Origin of the sequence: Actinomadura opuntiae, from assembly GCF_030283205.1 — a bacterium.
Lineage (GTDB): Bacteria > Actinomycetota > Actinomycetes > Streptosporangiales > Streptosporangiaceae > Spirillospora.
This window is the reverse complement of the sequence record NZ_JASNWF010000004.1, coordinates 24,618-41,890: the sequence shown is the minus strand read 5'-3', so window position 1 is coordinate 41,890 and position 17,273 is coordinate 24,618. Positions and strand designations below refer to the sequence as shown.

Annotated in this window: 17 protein-coding genes; all 17 read left to right on the top strand. The window is 72.4% G+C overall.

The window, feature by feature from the left end; translation table 11 throughout:
* Positions 1-270 precede the first annotated feature (270 nt).
* The 17 genes from rho (at position 271) to QP089_RS09005 (ending at position 17,273) form a co-directional block, all read left to right on the top strand.
* Positions 271-2,391, top strand: coding sequence for a transcription termination factor Rho (gene rho / locus QP089_RS09085; protein WP_285910961.1), 2,121 nt, complete (start codon positions 271-273; stop codon positions 2,389-2,391).
* Positions 2,392-2,586: 195 nt separating this feature from the next.
* The gene (locus QP089_RS09080; RefSeq protein ID WP_285910960.1) at positions 2,587-3,972 is read left to right on the top strand and encodes a sensor histidine kinase; all 1,386 of its coding nucleotides are present in this window, start codon (positions 2,587-2,589) and stop codon (positions 3,970-3,972) included.
* A gap of 60 nt (positions 3,973-4,032) precedes the next feature.
* Positions 4,033-4,686 (top strand): response regulator transcription factor, encoded by a 654-nt coding sequence (locus QP089_RS09075; RefSeq protein ID WP_285910959.1) that lies wholly within the window; start codon positions 4,033-4,035, stop codon positions 4,684-4,686.
* 202 nt (positions 4,687-4,888) lie between these two features.
* Positions 4,889-5,107, top strand: coding sequence for a 50S ribosomal protein L31 (rpmE, locus tag QP089_RS09070; RefSeq protein WP_151544542.1), 219 nt, complete (start codon positions 4,889-4,891; stop codon positions 5,105-5,107).
* A 153-nt stretch (positions 5,108-5,260) separates the two neighbouring features.
* A complete protein-coding gene (gene prfA, locus QP089_RS09065) occupies positions 5,261-6,325 on the top strand; it encodes a peptide chain release factor 1 (protein ID WP_285910956.1) in 1,065 nt (354 codons plus the stop codon).
* 52 nt (positions 6,326-6,377) lie between these two features.
* The gene (gene prmC / locus QP089_RS09060) at positions 6,378-7,238 is read left to right on the top strand and encodes a peptide chain release factor N(5)-glutamine methyltransferase (RefSeq protein ID WP_285910955.1); all 861 of its coding nucleotides are present in this window, start codon (positions 6,378-6,380) and stop codon (positions 7,236-7,238) included.
* A gap of 105 nt (positions 7,239-7,343) precedes the next feature.
* Complete coding sequence (locus tag QP089_RS49020; protein WP_446474017.1) at positions 7,344-8,483, top strand: L-threonylcarbamoyladenylate synthase; 1,140 nt, start codon at positions 7,344-7,346, stop codon at positions 8,481-8,483.
* Positions 8,484-8,596: 113 nt separating this feature from the next.
* Entirely contained in the window at positions 8,597-9,595 is a 999-nt protein-coding gene (locus QP089_RS09050; protein WP_285910954.1) for a DUF2207 domain-containing protein, read from the top strand.
* 163 nt (positions 9,596-9,758) lie between these two features.
* A complete protein-coding gene (locus QP089_RS09045) occupies positions 9,759-10,928 on the top strand; it encodes a glycosyltransferase family 4 protein (RefSeq protein WP_285910953.1) in 1,170 nt (389 codons plus the stop codon).
* 434 nt (positions 10,929-11,362) lie between these two features.
* Complete coding sequence (locus QP089_RS09040; protein ID WP_285910952.1) at positions 11,363-11,779, top strand: Cg1360 family ATP-synthase-associated protein; 417 nt, start codon at positions 11,363-11,365, stop codon at positions 11,777-11,779.
* A 78-nt stretch (positions 11,780-11,857) separates the two neighbouring features.
* Positions 11,858-12,082: an AtpZ/AtpI family protein gene (locus QP089_RS09035; protein ID WP_285910951.1), complete on the top strand. Its 225-nt coding sequence runs from the start codon at positions 11,858-11,860 to the stop codon at positions 12,080-12,082.
* 61 nt (positions 12,083-12,143) lie between these two features.
* Positions 12,144-12,938: a F0F1 ATP synthase subunit A gene (atpB, locus tag QP089_RS09030; protein ID WP_285910950.1), complete on the top strand. Its 795-nt coding sequence runs from the start codon at positions 12,144-12,146 to the stop codon at positions 12,936-12,938.
* 105 nt (positions 12,939-13,043) lie between these two features.
* Positions 13,044-13,277, top strand: a complete 234-nt coding sequence (atpE, locus tag QP089_RS09025) for an ATP synthase F0 subunit C (RefSeq protein ID WP_285910949.1) — start codon at positions 13,044-13,046, stop codon at positions 13,275-13,277.
* A 32-nt stretch (positions 13,278-13,309) separates the two neighbouring features.
* Positions 13,310-13,867 carry a F0F1 ATP synthase subunit B gene (locus tag QP089_RS09020; protein ID WP_285910948.1) on the top strand — a complete coding sequence of 186 codons (558 nt, stop codon included), beginning with the start codon at positions 13,310-13,312 and terminating at the stop codon, positions 13,865-13,867.
* Positions 13,864-14,691: a F0F1 ATP synthase subunit delta gene (locus tag QP089_RS09015; RefSeq protein WP_285910947.1), complete on the top strand. Its 828-nt coding sequence runs from the start codon at positions 13,864-13,866 to the stop codon at positions 14,689-14,691. Before QP089_RS09020 ends, QP089_RS09015 begins: the two co-directional genes overlap by 4 nt.
* Positions 14,692-14,730: 39 nt before the next feature.
* A complete protein-coding gene (gene atpA / locus QP089_RS09010) occupies positions 14,731-16,368 on the top strand; it encodes a F0F1 ATP synthase subunit alpha (protein ID WP_285910946.1) in 1,638 nt (545 codons plus the stop codon).
* Positions 16,369-16,373: 5 nt separating this feature from the next.
* The gene (locus QP089_RS09005; protein ID WP_285910944.1) at positions 16,374-17,273 is read left to right on the top strand and encodes a F0F1 ATP synthase subunit gamma; all 900 of its coding nucleotides are present in this window, start codon (positions 16,374-16,376) and stop codon (positions 17,271-17,273) included.

Sequence of the window (17,273 nt, the reverse complement as noted above, 5' to 3'; positions counted from 1 at the left end):
TCCGGCCCTCCGGCCGTGTCGGTCCCGCGTACCAGGCTCCCCGACACCGTGACATTCCGTTGTCAGGCATTCCAGCGAAACTTCGGACGTGGCGGTGACGGGGACACGTGCGAGCGAACCGTCCCGACCACCATCTGGCTGTGCCCAGAACATCGCCGATCCCGGCCCCATCGTGATCAGCGGAGCCCGACTCGGCGCCCCCGCCGGGCCGTATTACCGGGTTGACCGGCCGATCGCCGGCCGACGCCCGCTCCCTGGGAAGGACCCTTAGTGAGCGAATCCAGCGAACTCCTTACGGACGCATCCAGCACGGCACCCGCGGCCGACGCCGCCCAGAACGGCGCGGAGTCCGCCGCCCCCCGGCGCCGCCGCGGCACCGGCCTGTCGGCCATGGTGCTGCCCGAGCTCAAGGCGCTCGCGTCCAGCCTGGGCATCACCGGCGTGACCGGGATGCGCAAGAGCCAGCTCATCGCCGCCATCCAGGACAAGCAGGGCGGCCAGGGGCAGGGCTCGGCGGGCGAGCAGGGAGCCGCTGCCAAGGCCGTCGCCGGGGCCGGCGAGGGCGAGCAGGGCAAGGCGGCGGCGCCGGCCGGCAAGACCGAGCGTCCGCGCCGCACCCGCGCGGCCGCCAAGCGGGAGACCTCCGAGCAGGTCGCGATCCCCGACACCGCGCCCGTCGCCGAGCAGGCCGCGTCCGACGCGCAGCCGGCGGGGCAGGACGGCGGGCAGCAGCCCGGCAAGCAGGACGGCAAGCCCGCCGACCGGCCCGACAGGGCCGAGCGGCAGGGCGGCCGGCAGAGCGCGCGCGCGGCCGACAAGCAGGACCGGGGGGCGTCCGAGGGCCGGGGCGAGCGCGGTGACCGGCAGAACCGCGAGCCGGCCGCGGCCCAGGGCGGCGGCTCCGAGGACGGCGAGGCGCAGGGCGGGCGCGAGTCCGGGCGCGACGGCGGCCGGGACGGCCGCGAGGGGCGCGAGGGCGGGCGCCAGCGCCAGCGCGGCGGCCGGGAGCGCGGCGAGGGCCGCGACCGGGGCGAGCGCGGTGACCGGAGCGACCGCGGTGAGCGCGCCGAGCGCGGCGACCGGGGCGACCGGGGCGACCGCGACGGCGGCCGGCAGCGCGGCCAGAACCAGGGCGGCGGCGGCCAGCACGACGACGACGAGGGCGGCCGGAGCCGGCGCGGGCGCCGGTTCCGCGAGCGCAACCGGGGCCGCGGCGGCGCCCGCGAGCGCTACGAGGAGCCGGTGATCACCGAGGACGACGTCCTGATCCCGGTCGCGGGCATCCTCGACATCCTCGACAACTACGCGTTCGTCCGCACCACCGGCTACCTGCCCGGCCCGAACGACGTGTACGTCTCGCTGGCGCAGGTCCGCAAGAACGGGCTGCGCAAGGGCGACGTCATCACCGGCGCCGTCCGGCAGGCCCGCGAGGGCGAGCGGCGCGAGAAGTTCAACGCGCTCGTGCGGCTCGACACCGTCAACGGGATGGAGCCGGAGCAGGCCAAGGGCCGCGTCGACTTCTCCAAGCTGACCCCGCTGTACCCGCAGGAGCGGCTGCGGCTGGAGTCCGACCCGGGCATCCTGACCACCCGGATCATCGACCTGGTCTCGCCGATCGGCAAGGGCCAGCGCGGGCTGATCGTGTCGCCGCCGAAGGCCGGCAAGACGATGGTGCTCCAGGCGATCGCCAACGCGATCACCAAGAACAACCCGGAGTGCCACCTGATGGTCGTCCTCGTGGACGAGCGTCCGGAAGAGGTCACCGACATGCAGCGGACGGTGAAGGGCGAGGTCATCCACTCGACCTTCGACCGTCCCGCCGAGGACCACACCACGGTCGCCGAGCTGGCGATCGAGCGCGCGAAGCGGCTGGTGGAGCTGGGCCACGACGTCGTCGTGCTGCTCGACTCGATCACCCGCCTCGGCCGGGCCTACAACCTGGCGGCGCCGGCGTCCGGGCGCATCCTGTCCGGCGGTGTCGACTCGACCGCGCTGTACCCGCCCAAGCGGTTCTTCGGCGCGGCCCGCAACATCGAGAACGGCGGCTCGCTGACGATCCTCGCCACCGCGCTGGTCGAGACCGGCTCCCGGATGGACGAGGTCATCTTCGAGGAGTTCAAGGGCACCGGCAACATGGAGCTGAAGCTCAACCGGTCGCTCGCGGACAAGCGGATCTTCCCGGCGGTGGACGTCGACCAGTCGTCCACCCGCAAGGAGGAGATCCTCATGGCGCCGGAGGAGCTGCGGGTCGTCTGGCAGCTGCGCCGGGTGCTGCACGCGCTCGACACCCAGCAGGCGCTGGAGCTCCTCATCGAGAAGATGAAGGAGACCAAGTCCAACGCCGAGTTCCTGCTCCAGGTGCAGAAGACCACGGTCTCCGACGACCGCTAGCCGCACGCGCCGCAGAACGCGCTGTGAACGCCCCCGTCCGGATCCCGGGCGGGGGCGTTCGGCGTGTCCGGGCCGTTTCCCGGACGGCCGATGGTGGGGTTAGCCCCACCCCGTTCGGGCGGGGGCCTGCATGGTGGCCGGGCGTCCCGGAAGGCAGGCTTGCACCGTAGGTTGGAACGGGCGCGGAGGGACGACGTGGGCGAGCTGAGCAGGGACATCGGGGACGCGGGAGCCCCGCCGGCACGCGCCGGGGCGGGCGGCGCGGGAGCGACGCGGGCGGCGGGCGGGCCGCTGCCGGTCGCGGACGCCTCCTGGCACCCGGTCGCGATGGCACGCTCCTCGCTGACCTGGCGTTCCGCGCTGTACCTGGCGGTGAGCCTCGCGTTCGGGCTCGGCTGGTTCGTGGTGCTGGTGGTCGGGCTCGCGCTGTCGATCAGCACGCTGATCATCTGGGTGGGGTTCCCGCTGCTGGCGCTGCTGATGGTGGCGTGGCGGTTCGGCGCGCGGCTGGAGCGGCGGCTCGTCCGGGCGGCGTTCGGCGTCGCCGTCCCCGACCCGTACCGCCGGCCGCCCGAGGGCCGCAACCCGTTCTCCCGGCTGCGGGCGATGGCCGCCGACCCCGCCACCTGGAAGGACCTGGTCTACCTCGGGCTGCTGTTCCCCCTCACGATGGTGGAGTTCGTCGTGTCGGCCTTCGTGTGGGCGCTGACGGGGACGCTGCTGTTCATGCCGCTGATCGTGCTGTTCGGCGGCGGCATGGAGATCAACCTCGGCTGGGTGACGTACTGGTCCGGCAACCCGGCCGAGGCGATCCCGGTGACGGCGGCGGGGCTGCTCGTGCTCGTCCCGGCGATGTACGCGACCCGGTCGATGGCGATCGGCCACGCGGCGTGGGCGCGGCTGATGCTCGGCCCGAACGCGTCCCAGGCCGAGAACCTGGAGCTGCGGGAGCGGACGGCGCACCTGCGGGCCAGCCGGGCGCGCGGCGTGGACGCGGCGGAGTTCGAGCGCCGCCGCATCGAGCGGGACCTGCACGACGGCGCGCAGCAGCGGCTGCTGGCCGTCGCGATGGACATCGGCCGGGCCCGCGCGAAGCTCGACGCGGACCCCGAGGGCGCGCGGGCGCTGATCGAGCAGGCGCACGCGGGCACCCGGGAGGCCATCACCGAGCTGCGCGACCTGGCCCGCGGCATCTACCCGGCGATCCTCACCGACCGCGGCCTGGACCCGGCGCTGTCCGGGCTGGCCGGCCGCGCCCCGGTCCCCGTCGAGGTGGACGTCGACCTGCCCGAGCGCCCGCCGGCCGCGGTGGAGAGCATCGCCTACTTCATCGTCGCCGAGGCGCTGGCGAACGTCGCCAAGTACGCGCGGGCGACCCGCGCGACGGTCCGGGTCGCCCGCGAGGACCGCTGGGTGGTCGTCGAGGTGACCGACAACGGCGTCGGCGGGGCGGAGGCGCGGCCGGGCGGCGGGCTGTCCGGGCTGGCCGACCGGGCCGCCACCATCGACGGCATGCTGATCGTCGACAGCCCGCCCGGCGGCCCGACGATCGTCCGCGCGGACCTGCCCTGCACCTGGTGACACCTGCCCTGCACCTGGTGACGCGGCCCGCGCGCCGTTCGCAGGCCCGATAATGGGCGCATGCGGGTAGTGATCGCCGAGGATTCGGTGCTGTTGCGCGAAGGGCTCGTCCGGCTGCTCGCGGACGCGGCGATCGAGACGGTCGCGACGGTGGGGGACGGCCCGGGCCTGCTCGGCATCGTCGAGGAGCACGAGCCCGACCTCGCGATCGTGGACGTGCGGATGCCGCCGTCGTTCACCGACGAGGGGCTGCGCGCGGCGCTGGCCGTCCGCGAGCGCAGGCCCGGCACGCCGATCCTCGTGCTGTCGCAGTACGTGGAGGAGCGGTACGCGACCGACCTGATCGGCGGCGGCGCCGAGGGCGTCGGGTACCTGCTGAAGGAGCGGGTGTCGGACGTCGCGGAGTTCATCGACGCGGTCCGCCGGATCGCCGCCGGCGGCACGGTGATCGACCCGGAGGTGATCGGGCAGCTGCTCGGCCGGCGCCGCACCGGCGACCCGCTGGAGGCGTTGACGCCGCGCGAGCGCGAAGTGCTCGGGCTGATGGCGCAGGGCCGCTCCAACGGCGCCATCGCGCAGGACCTGGTGGTCACCGAGGGCGCGGTGGAGAAGCACATCTCCAACATCTTCGCCAAGCTCGACCTGCAGCCCGCGCAGGGCGGGCACCGCAGGGTGATGGCCGTGCTCGCCTACCTCGGCCGCGCCGGCGTCTGACCCGCCGGGGGCCGCGGCCCGCCGTGATCGGGAATGACCGGTGACCTCGGCACGTTCCGGTATCTGGCACACTTGGACTGCAACCGCTGCGGTACCGGTTCACGCCTCCCACATCTCCCGTGGCCCCGCCCCATGGAACACGCCCATGGAGACGGCCCGGCGAGCGGGAGGGCCCGGCGACCGCCCCATGCGAGGAGAACCCATGAAGCCCGACATCCACCCGGACTACGTCGTCACGACCGTGACGTGCACGTGCGGCAACACCTTCGAGACCCGCAGCACCGCCGAGAACGGCGTGATCCACGCCGACGTGTGCTCCAACTGCCACCCGTTCTACACGGGCAAGCAGAAGATCCTCGACACCGGCGGCCGGGTGGCGCGCTTCGAGCAGCGCTTCGGCAAGAAGAAGGCCGGCAAGTAGCACGGCGGGCCGCAGCGCCGCACACGCCGCGTACGCCGCACAGCGCCGCACAGCGACCAGGGACGGCCCGGGGACTCTCCAGGTCCCCGGGCCGTCCGGAGTCGGCATCCGGAGGCCGCCGCGCCCCCGGGCCGGGACGGGCCAGGACACACCGTGAATCTCGACGAACTCATCAGCGAATACGCCGACATCGAGGGGCGGCTCGCCGACCCGTCCGTCCACGCCGACCAGTCCCTGGCGCGCCGGCTCGGCAAGCGCTACGCCGAGCTGCGGCCGATCGTCGAGACGCACCGCGAGCTGGCGTCCACCGAGGACGACCTCGGCACCGCCCGCGAGCTGGCCGGCGAGGACGAGGCGTTCGCCGCCGAGGCCACCGACCTGGACCGGCGCCGGGCCGAGCTGGAGGAGCGGCTGCGGCGGTTGCTCGTCCCCCGCGACCCCAACGACGCCAAGGACGTGATCCTTGAGGTCAAGGCCGGTGAGGGCGGCGAGGAGTCGGCGCTGTTCGCCGGCGACCTGCTGCGGATGTACCTGCGGTACGCCGAGCGGGTCGGCTGGAAGACCGAGGTCCTCGACTCCCACCCGTCCGATCTCGGCGGCTACAAGGACGTCACCGTCGCGGTGAAGGCCAGGAGCGCCCAGGACGAGGGCGTCTGGACGCGGCTGAAGTACGAGGGCGGCGTCCACCGGGTCCAGCGGGTGCCCGCGACCGAGTCGCAGGGCCGCATCCACACCAGCGCCGTCGGCGTCCTGGTGACGCCCGAGGCCGAGGACGTGGACGTCCAGATCGACCCCAACGACCTGCGCATCGACGTGTACCGCTCGTCCGGGCCGGGCGGGCAGAGCGTCAACACCACCGACTCCGCGGTCCGGATCACGCACCTGCCGACCGGCGTCGTCGTCTCCTGCCAGAACGAGAAGAGCCAGCTGCAGAACAAGGAGCAGGCGCTGCGGATCCTGCGGTCCCGGCTGCTGGCGATGGCGCAGGAGGAGGCCGACGCGGCGGCGTCGGCGGAGCGCAAGAGCCAGGTCCGCACCGTGGACCGGTCCGAGCGGGTCCGCACCTACAACTATCCGGAGAACCGGATCTCCGACCACCGCGTCGGCTACAAGGCCTACAACCTCGACCAGGTGCTCGACGGCGACCTGCACAACGTGACGCAGGCGCTGGTCGATGCCGACATGGAACGCCGGCTGGCCGAAGCCCAGAAATCATGAGCGCAGCGAACCGGGGGGCGTGGGGGGTCGTCCCCCCTCGAAGGGCACGGCCATGAGTTTGTTGCTGGACGAGATCGCCAGGGCCACTGCTCGGCTCGCCGACGCTGGGGCCGCGTCGCCGCGTGCCGACGCGGAGGAACTGGCCGCGGCGGTGCACGGGGTGAAGCGCTCGGAGTTGCACGGGGTGCCCGACAGCGCGTTCGACGCCCGGTTCTGGGAGTACGTCGCGCGCCGCGAGGCCGGTGAGCCGCTCCAGCACATCACCGGCCGCGCGTTCTTCCGCTACCTGGAGTTGAAGGTCGGCCCGGGGGTGTTCGTGCCGCGTCCGGAGACCGAGGTGATGGTCGGCTGGGCGCTGGAGACGCTGCGCGACATGGACGTCCGCGACCCGCTGGTCGTCGACCTCGGGACGGGGTCGGCCGCCATCGCGCTGTCGATCGCCTTGGAGGCGCCTCGCGCGCGCGTGCATGCGGTGGAGAAGGACCCCAAGGCGTTCGTGCATGCGACCCGCAACATCGAGGAGCTGGACGAGCGGGGCCGCGTCCGCTTGCATCTGGGCGACTTCGCCAACGCGCTGCCGGAGCTGAACGGCACCGTCGACCTCGTCGTCAGCAACCCCCCGTACATCCCGATGAGCGAGTGGGAGTACGTGCCCCGCGACGTCCGCGACCACGATCCGGCGGACGCGCTGTGGGGCGGCGGCGACGACGGCCTGGACGCGATCCGGGTCGTCGAGCGCACCGCCCGCCGCCTGCTGCGCCCGGGCGGCCACGTCGCCGTCGAGCACAGCGACCTGCAGGGCAACGGCGTCTACTGGGTCTTCGCGGAGGAGAACGGCTGGCGGGACGTCCGCAACCGCCGCGACCTCACCAACCGGGACCGGTTCGTCACCGCCCGCCTCGTCTCCGACTAGCGGGCGTCCCCGGCGGGCTCCGCGCACGCGGGACCGCACGTCACGGGGCTATCCTGGGCCGTGCCATAGAGGACGAGCGCCGCGCAGATGGGAAGACGGGCGACCGTGAGCCGACGTTATGACTGCTCCGAGCCGATGGAGCGCACCCGTGGAATCGCCGAGGCCGTCTCGGCCGTGCGGCGCGGCGAGCTGGTCGTCCTGCCGACCGACACGGTGTACGGGGTCGGCGCCGACGCGTTCACGCCCGCCGCGGTGCAGGCGCTGCTGGACGCCAAGGGCCGCGGGCGCGACATGCCGCCGCCCGTCCTGGTCGGGTCCGTGCGGGCCGCGACCGCGCTGGTCGAGGACCTCGGCACCTACGGCCAGGACCTGATCGACGAGTTCTGGCCCGGCGCGCTGACGCTGGTGTGCCGCGCCAACCCGAACCTCATGTGGGACCTCGGCGAGACCAGGGGGACCGTCGCGGTCCGGATGCCGATGCACGAGCTCGCCGTTGAGGTGCTCAAGGAGACCGGGCCGCTCGCGGTCAGCAGCGCGAACCTGTCCGGCGAGCCCGCCGCGCGCAACGCCGACGAGGCCGAGAAGATGCTCGGCGACTCGGTGTCGGTGTACCTGGACGGCGGCCGCTCGGGGCACGCCGACCCGTCCACGATCGTGGACCTGACCGGTTCGGTGCCGCGGCTGCTGCGGCTCGGCGCGATCCCGGAGGACAAGATCCGCGCAGTCGTCGGCGTGCTGCTGACCGACGAGGACGAGCCGGCCGAGCCCGCCGAGTCCGCTGAGCCGGCCGAGTCCGCTGAGTCCGCCGAGCCCGCGGAGCTCACAGCGGCCGCCTCCGGCGCCGGGGAAGCCAAGCCTTCCCTTACCAAGCATTCCTTCACCGAAGCCGCCCACGCGCCCGCTGAGCCCGCCCCCGCGGCCGCTGAGCCCGCCTCCGTCCCCGCCGAGCCCGGCGACGCCCCGTCCGTCCCGGCCGGGGCCGCGGACGCCCCCGCGGCGCCGCCGGAATCCGCGGACGCGCCGTCCGTCCCGCCCGGTGCCGCGAACGCGCCCAGCGTCCCGCCGGAGGCCGCCGACGCGCCCCGGGCACCGCAGGAGGACGCGGGCCTTCCGGCGGCCCCTGCCGAAGCCTCGGACCCCGACAGGACCAAGCCCGGGCAGGCCGCGCCGAACGTCCCCGAAGAGGCGGCGGACGCGCCGGAGACGGGCGCCGGCGCCCCCGCGAAGCCCAAGGACGATCACTGAGCCGACCGCGTCCCCGACCGGCGGCACGGTAATGGCGGCACGCTTATGGCGGCAGGGTAAGGAACGAGCGGTTCACCGCCTGGCGCCGGGAGTGCTGCAATAAGTTCTCTTAGATGCGTGGCCGTGTCCGGGGGCCCGCGTTCGCCGCGGGCGTGCTGCTGGTGATCGTCGTGTTCGCGCTGCCCGCCATGGCGGCGGACGCGGCGGGCGGGCCGCTGCCCACCGAGAGCATCCCGACCTACGACGTGGTCCTCACCCTCGGCCGCGACGGGGTGGTCTACGTCCGCGAGACGATCACCTACGACTTCGACGAGGGCGGCGAGCACGGGATCGTCCGGCGCGTGCCGTTCCGCCGCGCGAACCGGCTGTACGACGTCCGGGACGTCAGCGCGGGCTCCTCGACCGGCGCGCCCGCCCGCGCCCGGACGATGCGGCTGCTGAACGACCTGCAGATCACCGTCGGCGACCGGCACCGCGAGGTGCGCGGCCGCCAGGCGTACGTGATCGAGTACGCCGTGGGCTGGGCGTTCACCCCGTACGCCGACCACGACGAGCTGGTCTGGGACGCGATCGGGACGAGCTGGGGCGTGCCGATCGGCGACGCCGTCGTCCGGGTCGAGTCGCCTGTCCCGCTGCGGCACGCGACGTGCCGGGCGGGCAGCCGGGGCGCGACGACGCGCTGTCTGGGCCACCGCGACGGGCGCTACGCGGTGGACTTCGCGCAGAGCGCGCTCGCCCCGCACGAGGGGATGACCGTCCGGGTCCGGCTGCCGAAGCACGCGATCGCGGTCGCGCCGCCGCACTACGCGCGGCCCCACTGGGCGGGCACCTGGCTGGGCACCGCGGCGCTGGCGCTGGCGCTGGCCGCGGTGGTGCTGGCGGCGCGCGGGCCGGTGCCGCCCCGGCCGGTGGGCGCGGCGCTGGCGGCGGCGGGCGCGCTGCTGGTCGTCTCGGACGCCGCCGACGACGTGCTGGCCCGCGGCCCGTGGGCGTTCTCGCTGGGGGACCGGACCCTCGCGGGCCTGGCGTTCGTGATCGCGGGCGCGGCCGTGGTGTGCGGCCGGAAGTCCGGGACGGCGCGATATGCGGCGGATGGGGTCCGATGGGACTAGAGTTGGTCGGTCGCGACGGCGAACCGATCGCCCCGGACGGACGTCTTACCCGGTCGGGAACCTCGTCCGGGTGACGGGGCGTTCATTCGGGGCATGGGCCAGTGGTGATCGCCGGCGGGGCGGTCGCGGACGGCGGTGATCGGCGAAGGGAGGCGCGGGGGAGTTGCGGGAGTACCTGCTCACCATCCTGGTCGCCGCCCTGGTCGCCTATCTGCTGACGCCGGCGGTGCGCCGGTTCGCCGTCTGGTTCGGCGCGCAGGCCGTGCCCCGCGACCGGGACGTGCACGTGATTCCGACGCCGCGGCTGGGCGGGCTGGCGATGTTCGGCGGGATGGTGGCCGCGCTGGTGGTCGCGTCCGGGCTGCCGGAGATGCGCAAGGTGCTGGCCAACGGCGACATCAGCGCGGGCAAGGCGCTGCTGATGTCGGGCGGGCTGATCGTGCTGGTCGGGATCGCCGACGACCGGTGGGAGGTCGACCCGCTCACCAAGTTCGCCGGGCAGGTCGCGGCCGCCGGGATCTTCATCATGCAGGGCATCCAGATCTACGCGATCCCGCTGCCGAGCGGGGAGTCGCTGTCGCTGCCGCCCGCTTACGGGGTGCCGCTGACGGTGCTCATCGTGGTCGCCACGATCAACGCGGTGAACTTCATCGACGGGCTGGACGGGCTGGCCGCCGGGGTCGTCGGGATCGCCGCGCTCGGCCTGTTCGGCTACGCCTACCTGCTGACCAAGTCCAACGGGATGACCACGCTGAGCGGGGCGACGCTCACCGCGGCCGTGCTGTTCGGGATGTGCCTGGGCTTCCTGCCGCACAACTTCAGCCCCGCGAAGATCTTCATGGGGGACACCGGCTCGATGCTGATCGGGCTGCTGCTCAGCGCGTCGACCATCCTGCTGACCGGGCAGTTCGACCCGGCGGTGCTGGCCAACGGGCTGTTCCCGCTGTACGTGCCGCTGCTGCTGGTGCCGGCGGTGGCCGCGGTCCCGTTCATGGACATGCTGCTCGCGGTCTGGCGCCGCACCAACCAGGGCAAGTCGCCGTTCTCGCCGGACAAGCAGCACCTGCACCACCGGCTGCTGAAGCTCGGCCACTCTACCCGCCGCGCCGTGCTGATCATGTACTTCTGGGTGGGGCTGCTGGCGTCCGGGCTGGTCGGGCTGGCGCTGTTCAACGCCGCGTGGATCACCCTCGGGGTGACGCTGGTGACCGCGATCGTCGGGGTGCTGCTGATGCTGCGGTTCGGCCGGCCGCGCGGCCGGCGGCGCGGCGCGGCGGCGGAGCCGGGCGACACCGGGCAGCAGCCCGCCGCCCGCCCGCGGCTCCCGGTCTGACCCACCGCCCGCCTCCGGCCGCCCGCTCTGACCCCCGCCCCGCGTCCGGCCGCCCGTTCCGGTCGGCGGCCTGCGCGAACGCCCGTCCGGGGCCGGTGACGAGCGCCACCCCGGGCCGGGACGGTGTACCACACGCCGTCGAATACCATTCGGATTACCGGTGTGGAGCGAGCGGGGCTCGGGTAGGGTCCGACGACCCCCTCGCACGTGTTCACGCCTCGTGTCCGCCAGGGCCCGCGGCCTGCGGCGCGTCCCGGCCGTTCCCCGGATCGGGCGCCCTGACCTGGGTTAAGGTCCGTGGTGCGAGCGCGACTCCGGGTCCGGACCTCGGCCGGGCACGGCGTTACCTCTAGGGTAATTGTGGACATTCCGGACGCTTGTGATACCTTTCACGAACAAGAGACGACCACTGAACGTGACCAGGTGGAGCCCTCATGCAATCTTCCGACGCCCGGATCCTCCGCGGCGCCGCGATCCCGACCGGGGCGGTCGGGGTGGGCGCCGTCCTGATCGGCCTGCTGACGGCGGGCGGCAAGGGCGCGCTGGCGGCGGCGCTGGCCACCGTCGTGGTGCTCGCCTTCTTCTCCATCAGCGCGGTCGCGGTCTCCTGGGCCGGGAGGATCTCCGCCCAGACGATGATGCTGGCCGCGCTGGCCAGCTACATGGTGAAGATCCTCGCGGTGATGGTGCTGGTCACGGCCATGGACGGGGTGTCGGTCTGGAACACCAAGGTGTTCGGCTGGGCGGTGATCGCGCTGGCCCTGTGCTGGATCGCCGCCGAGTTCCGGGTCGCCCTGCAGCGCCGGCCCTACATTGACGAGCCCGAAGGCGCCCTGGACCGGAGTCCGTGATGTCCGCGCGGCGCACGGTCCTGGCGGACTACTCCAATATGACCACCGCAGGCATGGCCTGCTATCGTCCGGAGCGCGATGAGCGAGCAGAAGCGCCGGCCCGAGGACGGGCAGCGGGAATTCGCCGACGTCGCCTGGTCCGTGCCCAGCTACCTCCTGTCCGGCATGATCATCTGGGGCGGGATCGGGTGGCTGCTGTCCTGGTGGACCGGGTGGGCGTGGCTGATCCCGATCGGGCTGGTCGTCGGTGTCGCGCTCGCCGTCTACCTGGTCTACGTGCAGTACGGTCGCCACTCCTCCTGAGCGGCCCCGCCGCCGAGGAAGCCTACGTGAAACATCACCACATTGACGAAGGGAACGCCGCGTGAACGCGCTGACGGTCCTCGCCTCCTCCGGTGGGGAGGAGTTCCAGGCCCCGGGGCCTGAGATCTTCGACTTCCCACCCCTGTTCTCCGGTGCCCCGGGCTGGCTGACCAAGCCGGTGCTGTTCGCGGTCGTCGGCGCCCTGCTGATCTGCGCGTTCTTCTGGAGTGCGTTCGCCAAGCCGAAGCTCGTGCCGCGGGGCATGCAGAACATCGGCGAGGTCGGCTACATCTTCGTCCGCGACCAGATCGCGCGCCCGTTCCTCGGCAAGAACACCGAGCGGTGGATGCCGCTGCTGATGTCGCTGTTCTTCCTGGTGTGGGTCTGGAACATCTTCTCGGTCATCCCGATCATCCAGTTCCCGATCGCCTCGCACATCGCGTTCCCGATCGTGCTCGCGATCTTCGTGTACTGCCTGAAGGTCTACCTCGGCATCAAGCACCAGGGCGCCCGGTACTTCACCGACATGCTCCCCAAGGGCCTGCCGAAGCCGATGTACATCCTGCTGGTGCCGATCGAGTACCTCTCGACCTTCATCCTGGCGCCCTTCACGCACGCGGTGCGGCTGTTCGCCAACATGTTCGCCGGCCACACCATCCTCGCGTTCTTCAGCCTCGTCGGCTTCTGGTTCCTGTTCGAGAAGCCCACCGTCGCCGGGTTCGGCGTCGGCATCGTCGGCGTCCTCGTCACGATCGTGATGACCGCCTTCGAGCTGCTGATCCAGTTCCTGCAGGCCTTCCTGTTCGCCATGCTGGCCGCCATGTACATCCAGAGCGGCCTCGAGGCGGAACACTAGCCCTCCGGGTCGGAGGTGCCCCCCGGCGCCCGGCCCGAAACCGACAACCTCGCTCCAGCCCAGACCGGCGGACACTCCGCCGGCCGACAGAAAAGGAAAGAACCCATGACGGGAGTCCTCGCCGCCGTCGACGGTAACGTCACCGCGATCGGTTACGGCCTCGCTGCCATCGGCCCGGGCATCGGCATCGGCATCATCTTCGGCCAGGGCGTCAACGCGATCGCCCGCCAGCCGGAGCTGACCGGCGTCATCCGCACCAACATGATGCTGGGCTTCGTCCTCACCGAGGCGCTCGCCCTGATCGGCCTGGTCGCGCCGTTCATCTTCAAGAGCGTCTGACCCACCCTGCCACCTGAGGAAGGGCTGCAGACATGATCACAGCAGCTTCCGTCCTTGCGGCGGAGGAGAACAACCCTCTCGTCCCGCACCCGTACGAGCTGGTCGTCGGCATCTTCTCGTTCGTCGTCGTGCTGGTCGTCATCGGCAAGATCCTCACCCCGCGCATCCAGCAGACGCTGGAGGAGCGGACCGACGCGATCGAGGGGGGCCTCAAGCGCGCCGAGCAGGCGCAGGAGGAGGCCCGCCAGACGCTCGAGCAGTACAAGGCCCAGCAGAAGGACGCCGCGATCGAGGCGTCCAAGCTGCGCAAGAAGGCCGAGGAGCAGGGCGCTCAGATCATCGCCGAGATGAAGGAGCAGGCCCAGGCCGAGGCGCGCCGGATCATCGACGCCGCCAAGGCGCAGATCGAGGCCGAGCGCCGCCAGGCGCTGACCTCGCTGCGCGCCGAGATCGGCTCGATGTCGGTGGAGCTGGCCTCCCGCGTGGTGGGCGAGTCCCTGGAGGACGACGCCCGCCAGAGCCGGGTGGTCGACCGGTTCCTCGAGGAACTCGAGGAGCGCGCCCGCACGCAGGAGCAGATCACATCATGACCGTCACGGGAGCGGTGAGCAGGGCGTCGCTGGCCGAGGCCAGGGACCGGCTGGAGGCCGTCATCGCCTCCGCCGGACCGGACCTCGACGGGCTCGGCGGCGACCTGTTCTCGGTGCTGCACCTGATCGACCGCGAGCACGGCCTGCGGCGGGCGGTCTCCGACCCGGCGCGGGACGGCGCGGACAAGGCGCAGCTCGTCCGGATCCTGCTGGAGGGCAAGGTGTCGCCGGCCGCTCTCGGGCTGGTCGCCGACGTCGTCCGGATGCGCTGGTCCACCCCCTCGGAGCTGTCGGACGCGGTGGAGGCCCTCGCGGTCACCGCCGAGTCCGCCCGGGCCGAGGCCGCGGGCCGGCTCGACGACCTGGAGGACGAGCTGTTCCGGTTCTCCCGGGTCGTCGAGGGCGAGGTCGAGCTGCGCGGCGCGCTGGCCGGCCCCGGCCTGCCCGCCGACCGCAAGGAGGGCCTGGTCACGGCGCTGCTGGACGGCAAGGTCCAGCCGGCCACGCTGGCCCTGGTCACCGAGCTGGTGCTGCGCCCGCGAGGACGTAGCCTGGAGAGCGGGCTGGCCGAGTACGGCCGGATCGTCGCCCAGCGGCGGCAGCGGCTGGTCGCGCTGGTGCGCACCCCGGTCGCGCTGACCGACGCGCAGCGCACCCGGCTCGCCGCGGTGCTCGCCGCCGCCTACGGCCACGAAGTACACCTGAACATCGAACTGGACCCCACGGCGATCGGCGGCCTGTCGATCGAGATCGGGGACGAGATCATCGACGGCACGATCGCCGGGCGGCTGGACGACGTCCGCCGGCGGCTCGGCACCGGCTGACGCCGGCCGAGCTGATCCCAAGGGAGCAAGAGAGGAATCATGGCGGAGCTGACGATCCGTCCGGATGAGATCCGGAACGCGCTGGAGCGCTTCGTCCAGTCGTACGAGCCCGAGGCCGCCGCGCGCGAAGAGGTCGGCACCGTCGTCGATTCGGGCGACGGTATCGCCCACATCGAGGGCCTGCCCTCCGCGATGGCGAACGAACTCCTTGAGTTCGAGGACGGTACCCGTGGCCTGGCTCTGAACCTGGACGTGCGCGAGATCGGCGCCGTTGTCCTCGGCGACTTCAGCAAGATCGAGGAGGGCCAGAAGGTCCGCCGCACCGGAGAGGTCCTCTCGGCCCCGGTCGGCGACGCCTTCCTCGGCCGCGTCGTGGACGCGCTGGGCAACCCGCTGGACGGCAAGGGCCCCATCGAGAGCACCGAGCGCCGCGCGCTGGAACTGCAGGCCCCGAGCGTCGTGCAGCGGCAGTCGGTCGGCGAGCCGCTGCAGACCGGCATCAAGGCCGTCGACGCGATGACGCCGATCGGCCGCGGCCAGCGCCAGCTGATCATCGGTGACCGGCAGACCGGCAAGACGACGGTCTGCGTGGACACCATCATCAACCAGAAGGAGGCGTGGGAGTCCGGCGACCCGAAGCGGCAGGTGCGCTGCATCTACGTCGCGGTCGGCCAGAAGGGCTCCACGATCGCCAACGTCCGGCGCTCCCTGGAGGAGGCCGGCGCGCTGGAGTACACCACGATCGTGGCGGCTCCCGCGTCGGAGCCGGCGGGCTACAAGTACATCGCCCCCTACACCGGGTCCGCGATCGGGCAGCACTGGATGTACCAGGGCAAGCACGTCCTGATCGTCTTCGACGACCTGTCGAAGCAGGCCGAGGCCTACCGCGCGGTGTCGCTGCTGCTGCGCCGCCCGCCGGGCCGCGAGGCCTACCCGGGCGACGTGTTCTACCTGCACTCGCGGCTGCTGGAGCGCTGCGCGAAGCTGTCGGACGACCTGGGCGCCGGTTCGATGACGGGTCTGCCGATCATCGAGACCAAGGGCAACGACGTGTCGGCCTACATCCCGACCAACGTCATCTCGATCACCGACGGGCAGTGCTTCCTGGAGACCGACCTGTTCAACCAGGGCGTCCGGCCGGCGATCAACGTCGGTATCTCGGTGTCCCGGGTCGGCGGCTCGGCGCAGATCAAGGCGATGAAGACCGTCGCCGGCACGCTGCGCCTGGCGCTGTCGCAGTTCCGCGACCTGGAGGCGTTCGCCGCGTTCGCGTCCGACCTGGACGCCGCGTCGCGCGCGCAGCTGGAGCGCGGCGCCCGCCTGGTCGAGCTGCTCAAGCAGCCGCAGGGCTCGCCGTTCCCGGTGGAGCAGGAGGTCGTGTCGGTGTGGGCGGGCACGTCCGGTGAGCTGGACGACGTCCCGGTCGCCGACATCCGCCGCTTCGAGCGCGAGTTCCTCGACTACGTCGAGCGCGAGGACGCGGGCCTGCTGACCTCGATCCGGGAGACCGGCAAGCTGACCGACGACGACCTCACCAGCCTCAAGAGCACCATCACGGAGTTCAAGAAGGGCTTCCAGACCAGCGAGGGCGACCTGCTGGGCGCGGAGGAGTCCGCCGAGGCGATCGAGGACGAGGCCGTCGAGCAGGAGACGATCACCCGCGTCAAGAAGGGCTGACGGCGATGGCCGCACAGCTTCGTCAACTCCGGCAGCAGATCAAGACGGTGAAGTCGACCGCCAAGATCACGCGCGCCCAGGAGATGATCGCCACGTCGCGGATCGTCAAGGCCCAGGCGGCGGTGGCGGCCTCCAAGCCGTACGCCGACCGGATCACCCAGGCCCTGTCCGCGCTGGTGAGCCACCGCGTCGGGATCGACCACCCGCTGCTGCACGAGCAGCCGACCGACAACCGCAGCGCGGTGCTGATCATCACCTCCGACCGCGGGTTCTGCGGCGCCTACAACGCCAACGTCATCCGCGAGGCCGAGTCGCTGATCACCGCGCTGCGCGAGCAGGGCCGCGAGCCGGTCCCGTACGTGGTCGGCAACAAGGGCATCACCTGGTACCGGTTCCGGGACCGGGAGGTGGCCGAGACCTGGCACGGGTTCAGCGACCGCCCCGGCTTCGCCGACGCCGAGCGGATCGGGCGGCGGCTGACCGAGGACTTCCTCAAGACCGACGCCGAGGGCGGGGTCGGGGAGATCCACGTCGTCTACACCGAGTTCGTCTCGATGCTGACGCAGAAGGTCCAGGTCCGGCGGCTGATGCCGCTGGAGGTCGCCGAGGGCGACGGCGACGGCCAGGTCCTGCCGACCTACGAGTTCGAGCCGTCCGCGCAGGCCGCGCTGGACCTGCTGCTGCCCAACTACGTCGAGAGCCGCATCTTCCACATGCTGCTGCAGTCGGCGGCGTCGTTCCAGGCGTCGGTGCGGCGGGCGATGAAGTCGGCGACCGACAATGCCAATGAACTGCTCGGGGTCTACACGCGCCAGATGAACCAGGCGCGGCAGGCCGCGATCACCCAGGAAATCAGCGAGATCGTCGGTGGCGCTGACGCGCTCGCCGAGTCTGGCGGGGAGTGA

Excerpts from the sequence above, each read along its gene's own strand:
- QP089_RS09075 (WP_285910959.1), top strand. The coding sequence starts at position 4,033 with ATGCGGGTAGTGATCGCCGAGGATTCGGTGCTGTTGCGCGAAGGGCTC.
- rpmE (WP_151544542.1), top strand. The coding sequence starts at position 4,889 with ATGAAGCCCGACATCCACCCGGACTACGTCGTCACGACCGTGACGTGC.
- prmC (WP_285910955.1), top strand. The coding sequence starts at position 6,378 with ATGAGTTTGTTGCTGGACGAGATCGCCAGGGCCACTGCTCGGCTCGCC.
- QP089_RS09050 (WP_285910954.1), top strand. The coding sequence starts at position 8,597 with ATGCGTGGCCGTGTCCGGGGGCCCGCGTTCGCCGCGGGCGTGCTGCTG.
- QP089_RS09040 (WP_285910952.1), top strand. The coding sequence starts at position 11,363 with ATGCAATCTTCCGACGCCCGGATCCTCCGCGGCGCCGCGATCCCGACC.
- QP089_RS09035 (WP_285910951.1), top strand. The coding sequence starts at position 11,858 with ATGAGCGAGCAGAAGCGCCGGCCCGAGGACGGGCAGCGGGAATTCGCC.
- atpE (WP_285910949.1), top strand. The coding sequence starts at position 13,044 with ATGACGGGAGTCCTCGCCGCCGTCGACGGTAACGTCACCGCGATCGGT.
- QP089_RS09020 (WP_285910948.1), top strand. The coding sequence starts at position 13,310 with ATGATCACAGCAGCTTCCGTCCTTGCGGCGGAGGAGAACAACCCTCTC.
- QP089_RS09015 (WP_285910947.1), top strand. The coding sequence starts at position 13,864 with ATGACCGTCACGGGAGCGGTGAGCAGGGCGTCGCTGGCCGAGGCCAGG.
- atpA (WP_285910946.1), top strand. The coding sequence starts at position 14,731 with ATGGCGGAGCTGACGATCCGTCCGGATGAGATCCGGAACGCGCTGGAG.
- QP089_RS09005 (WP_285910944.1), top strand. The coding sequence starts at position 16,374 with ATGGCCGCACAGCTTCGTCAACTCCGGCAGCAGATCAAGACGGTGAAG.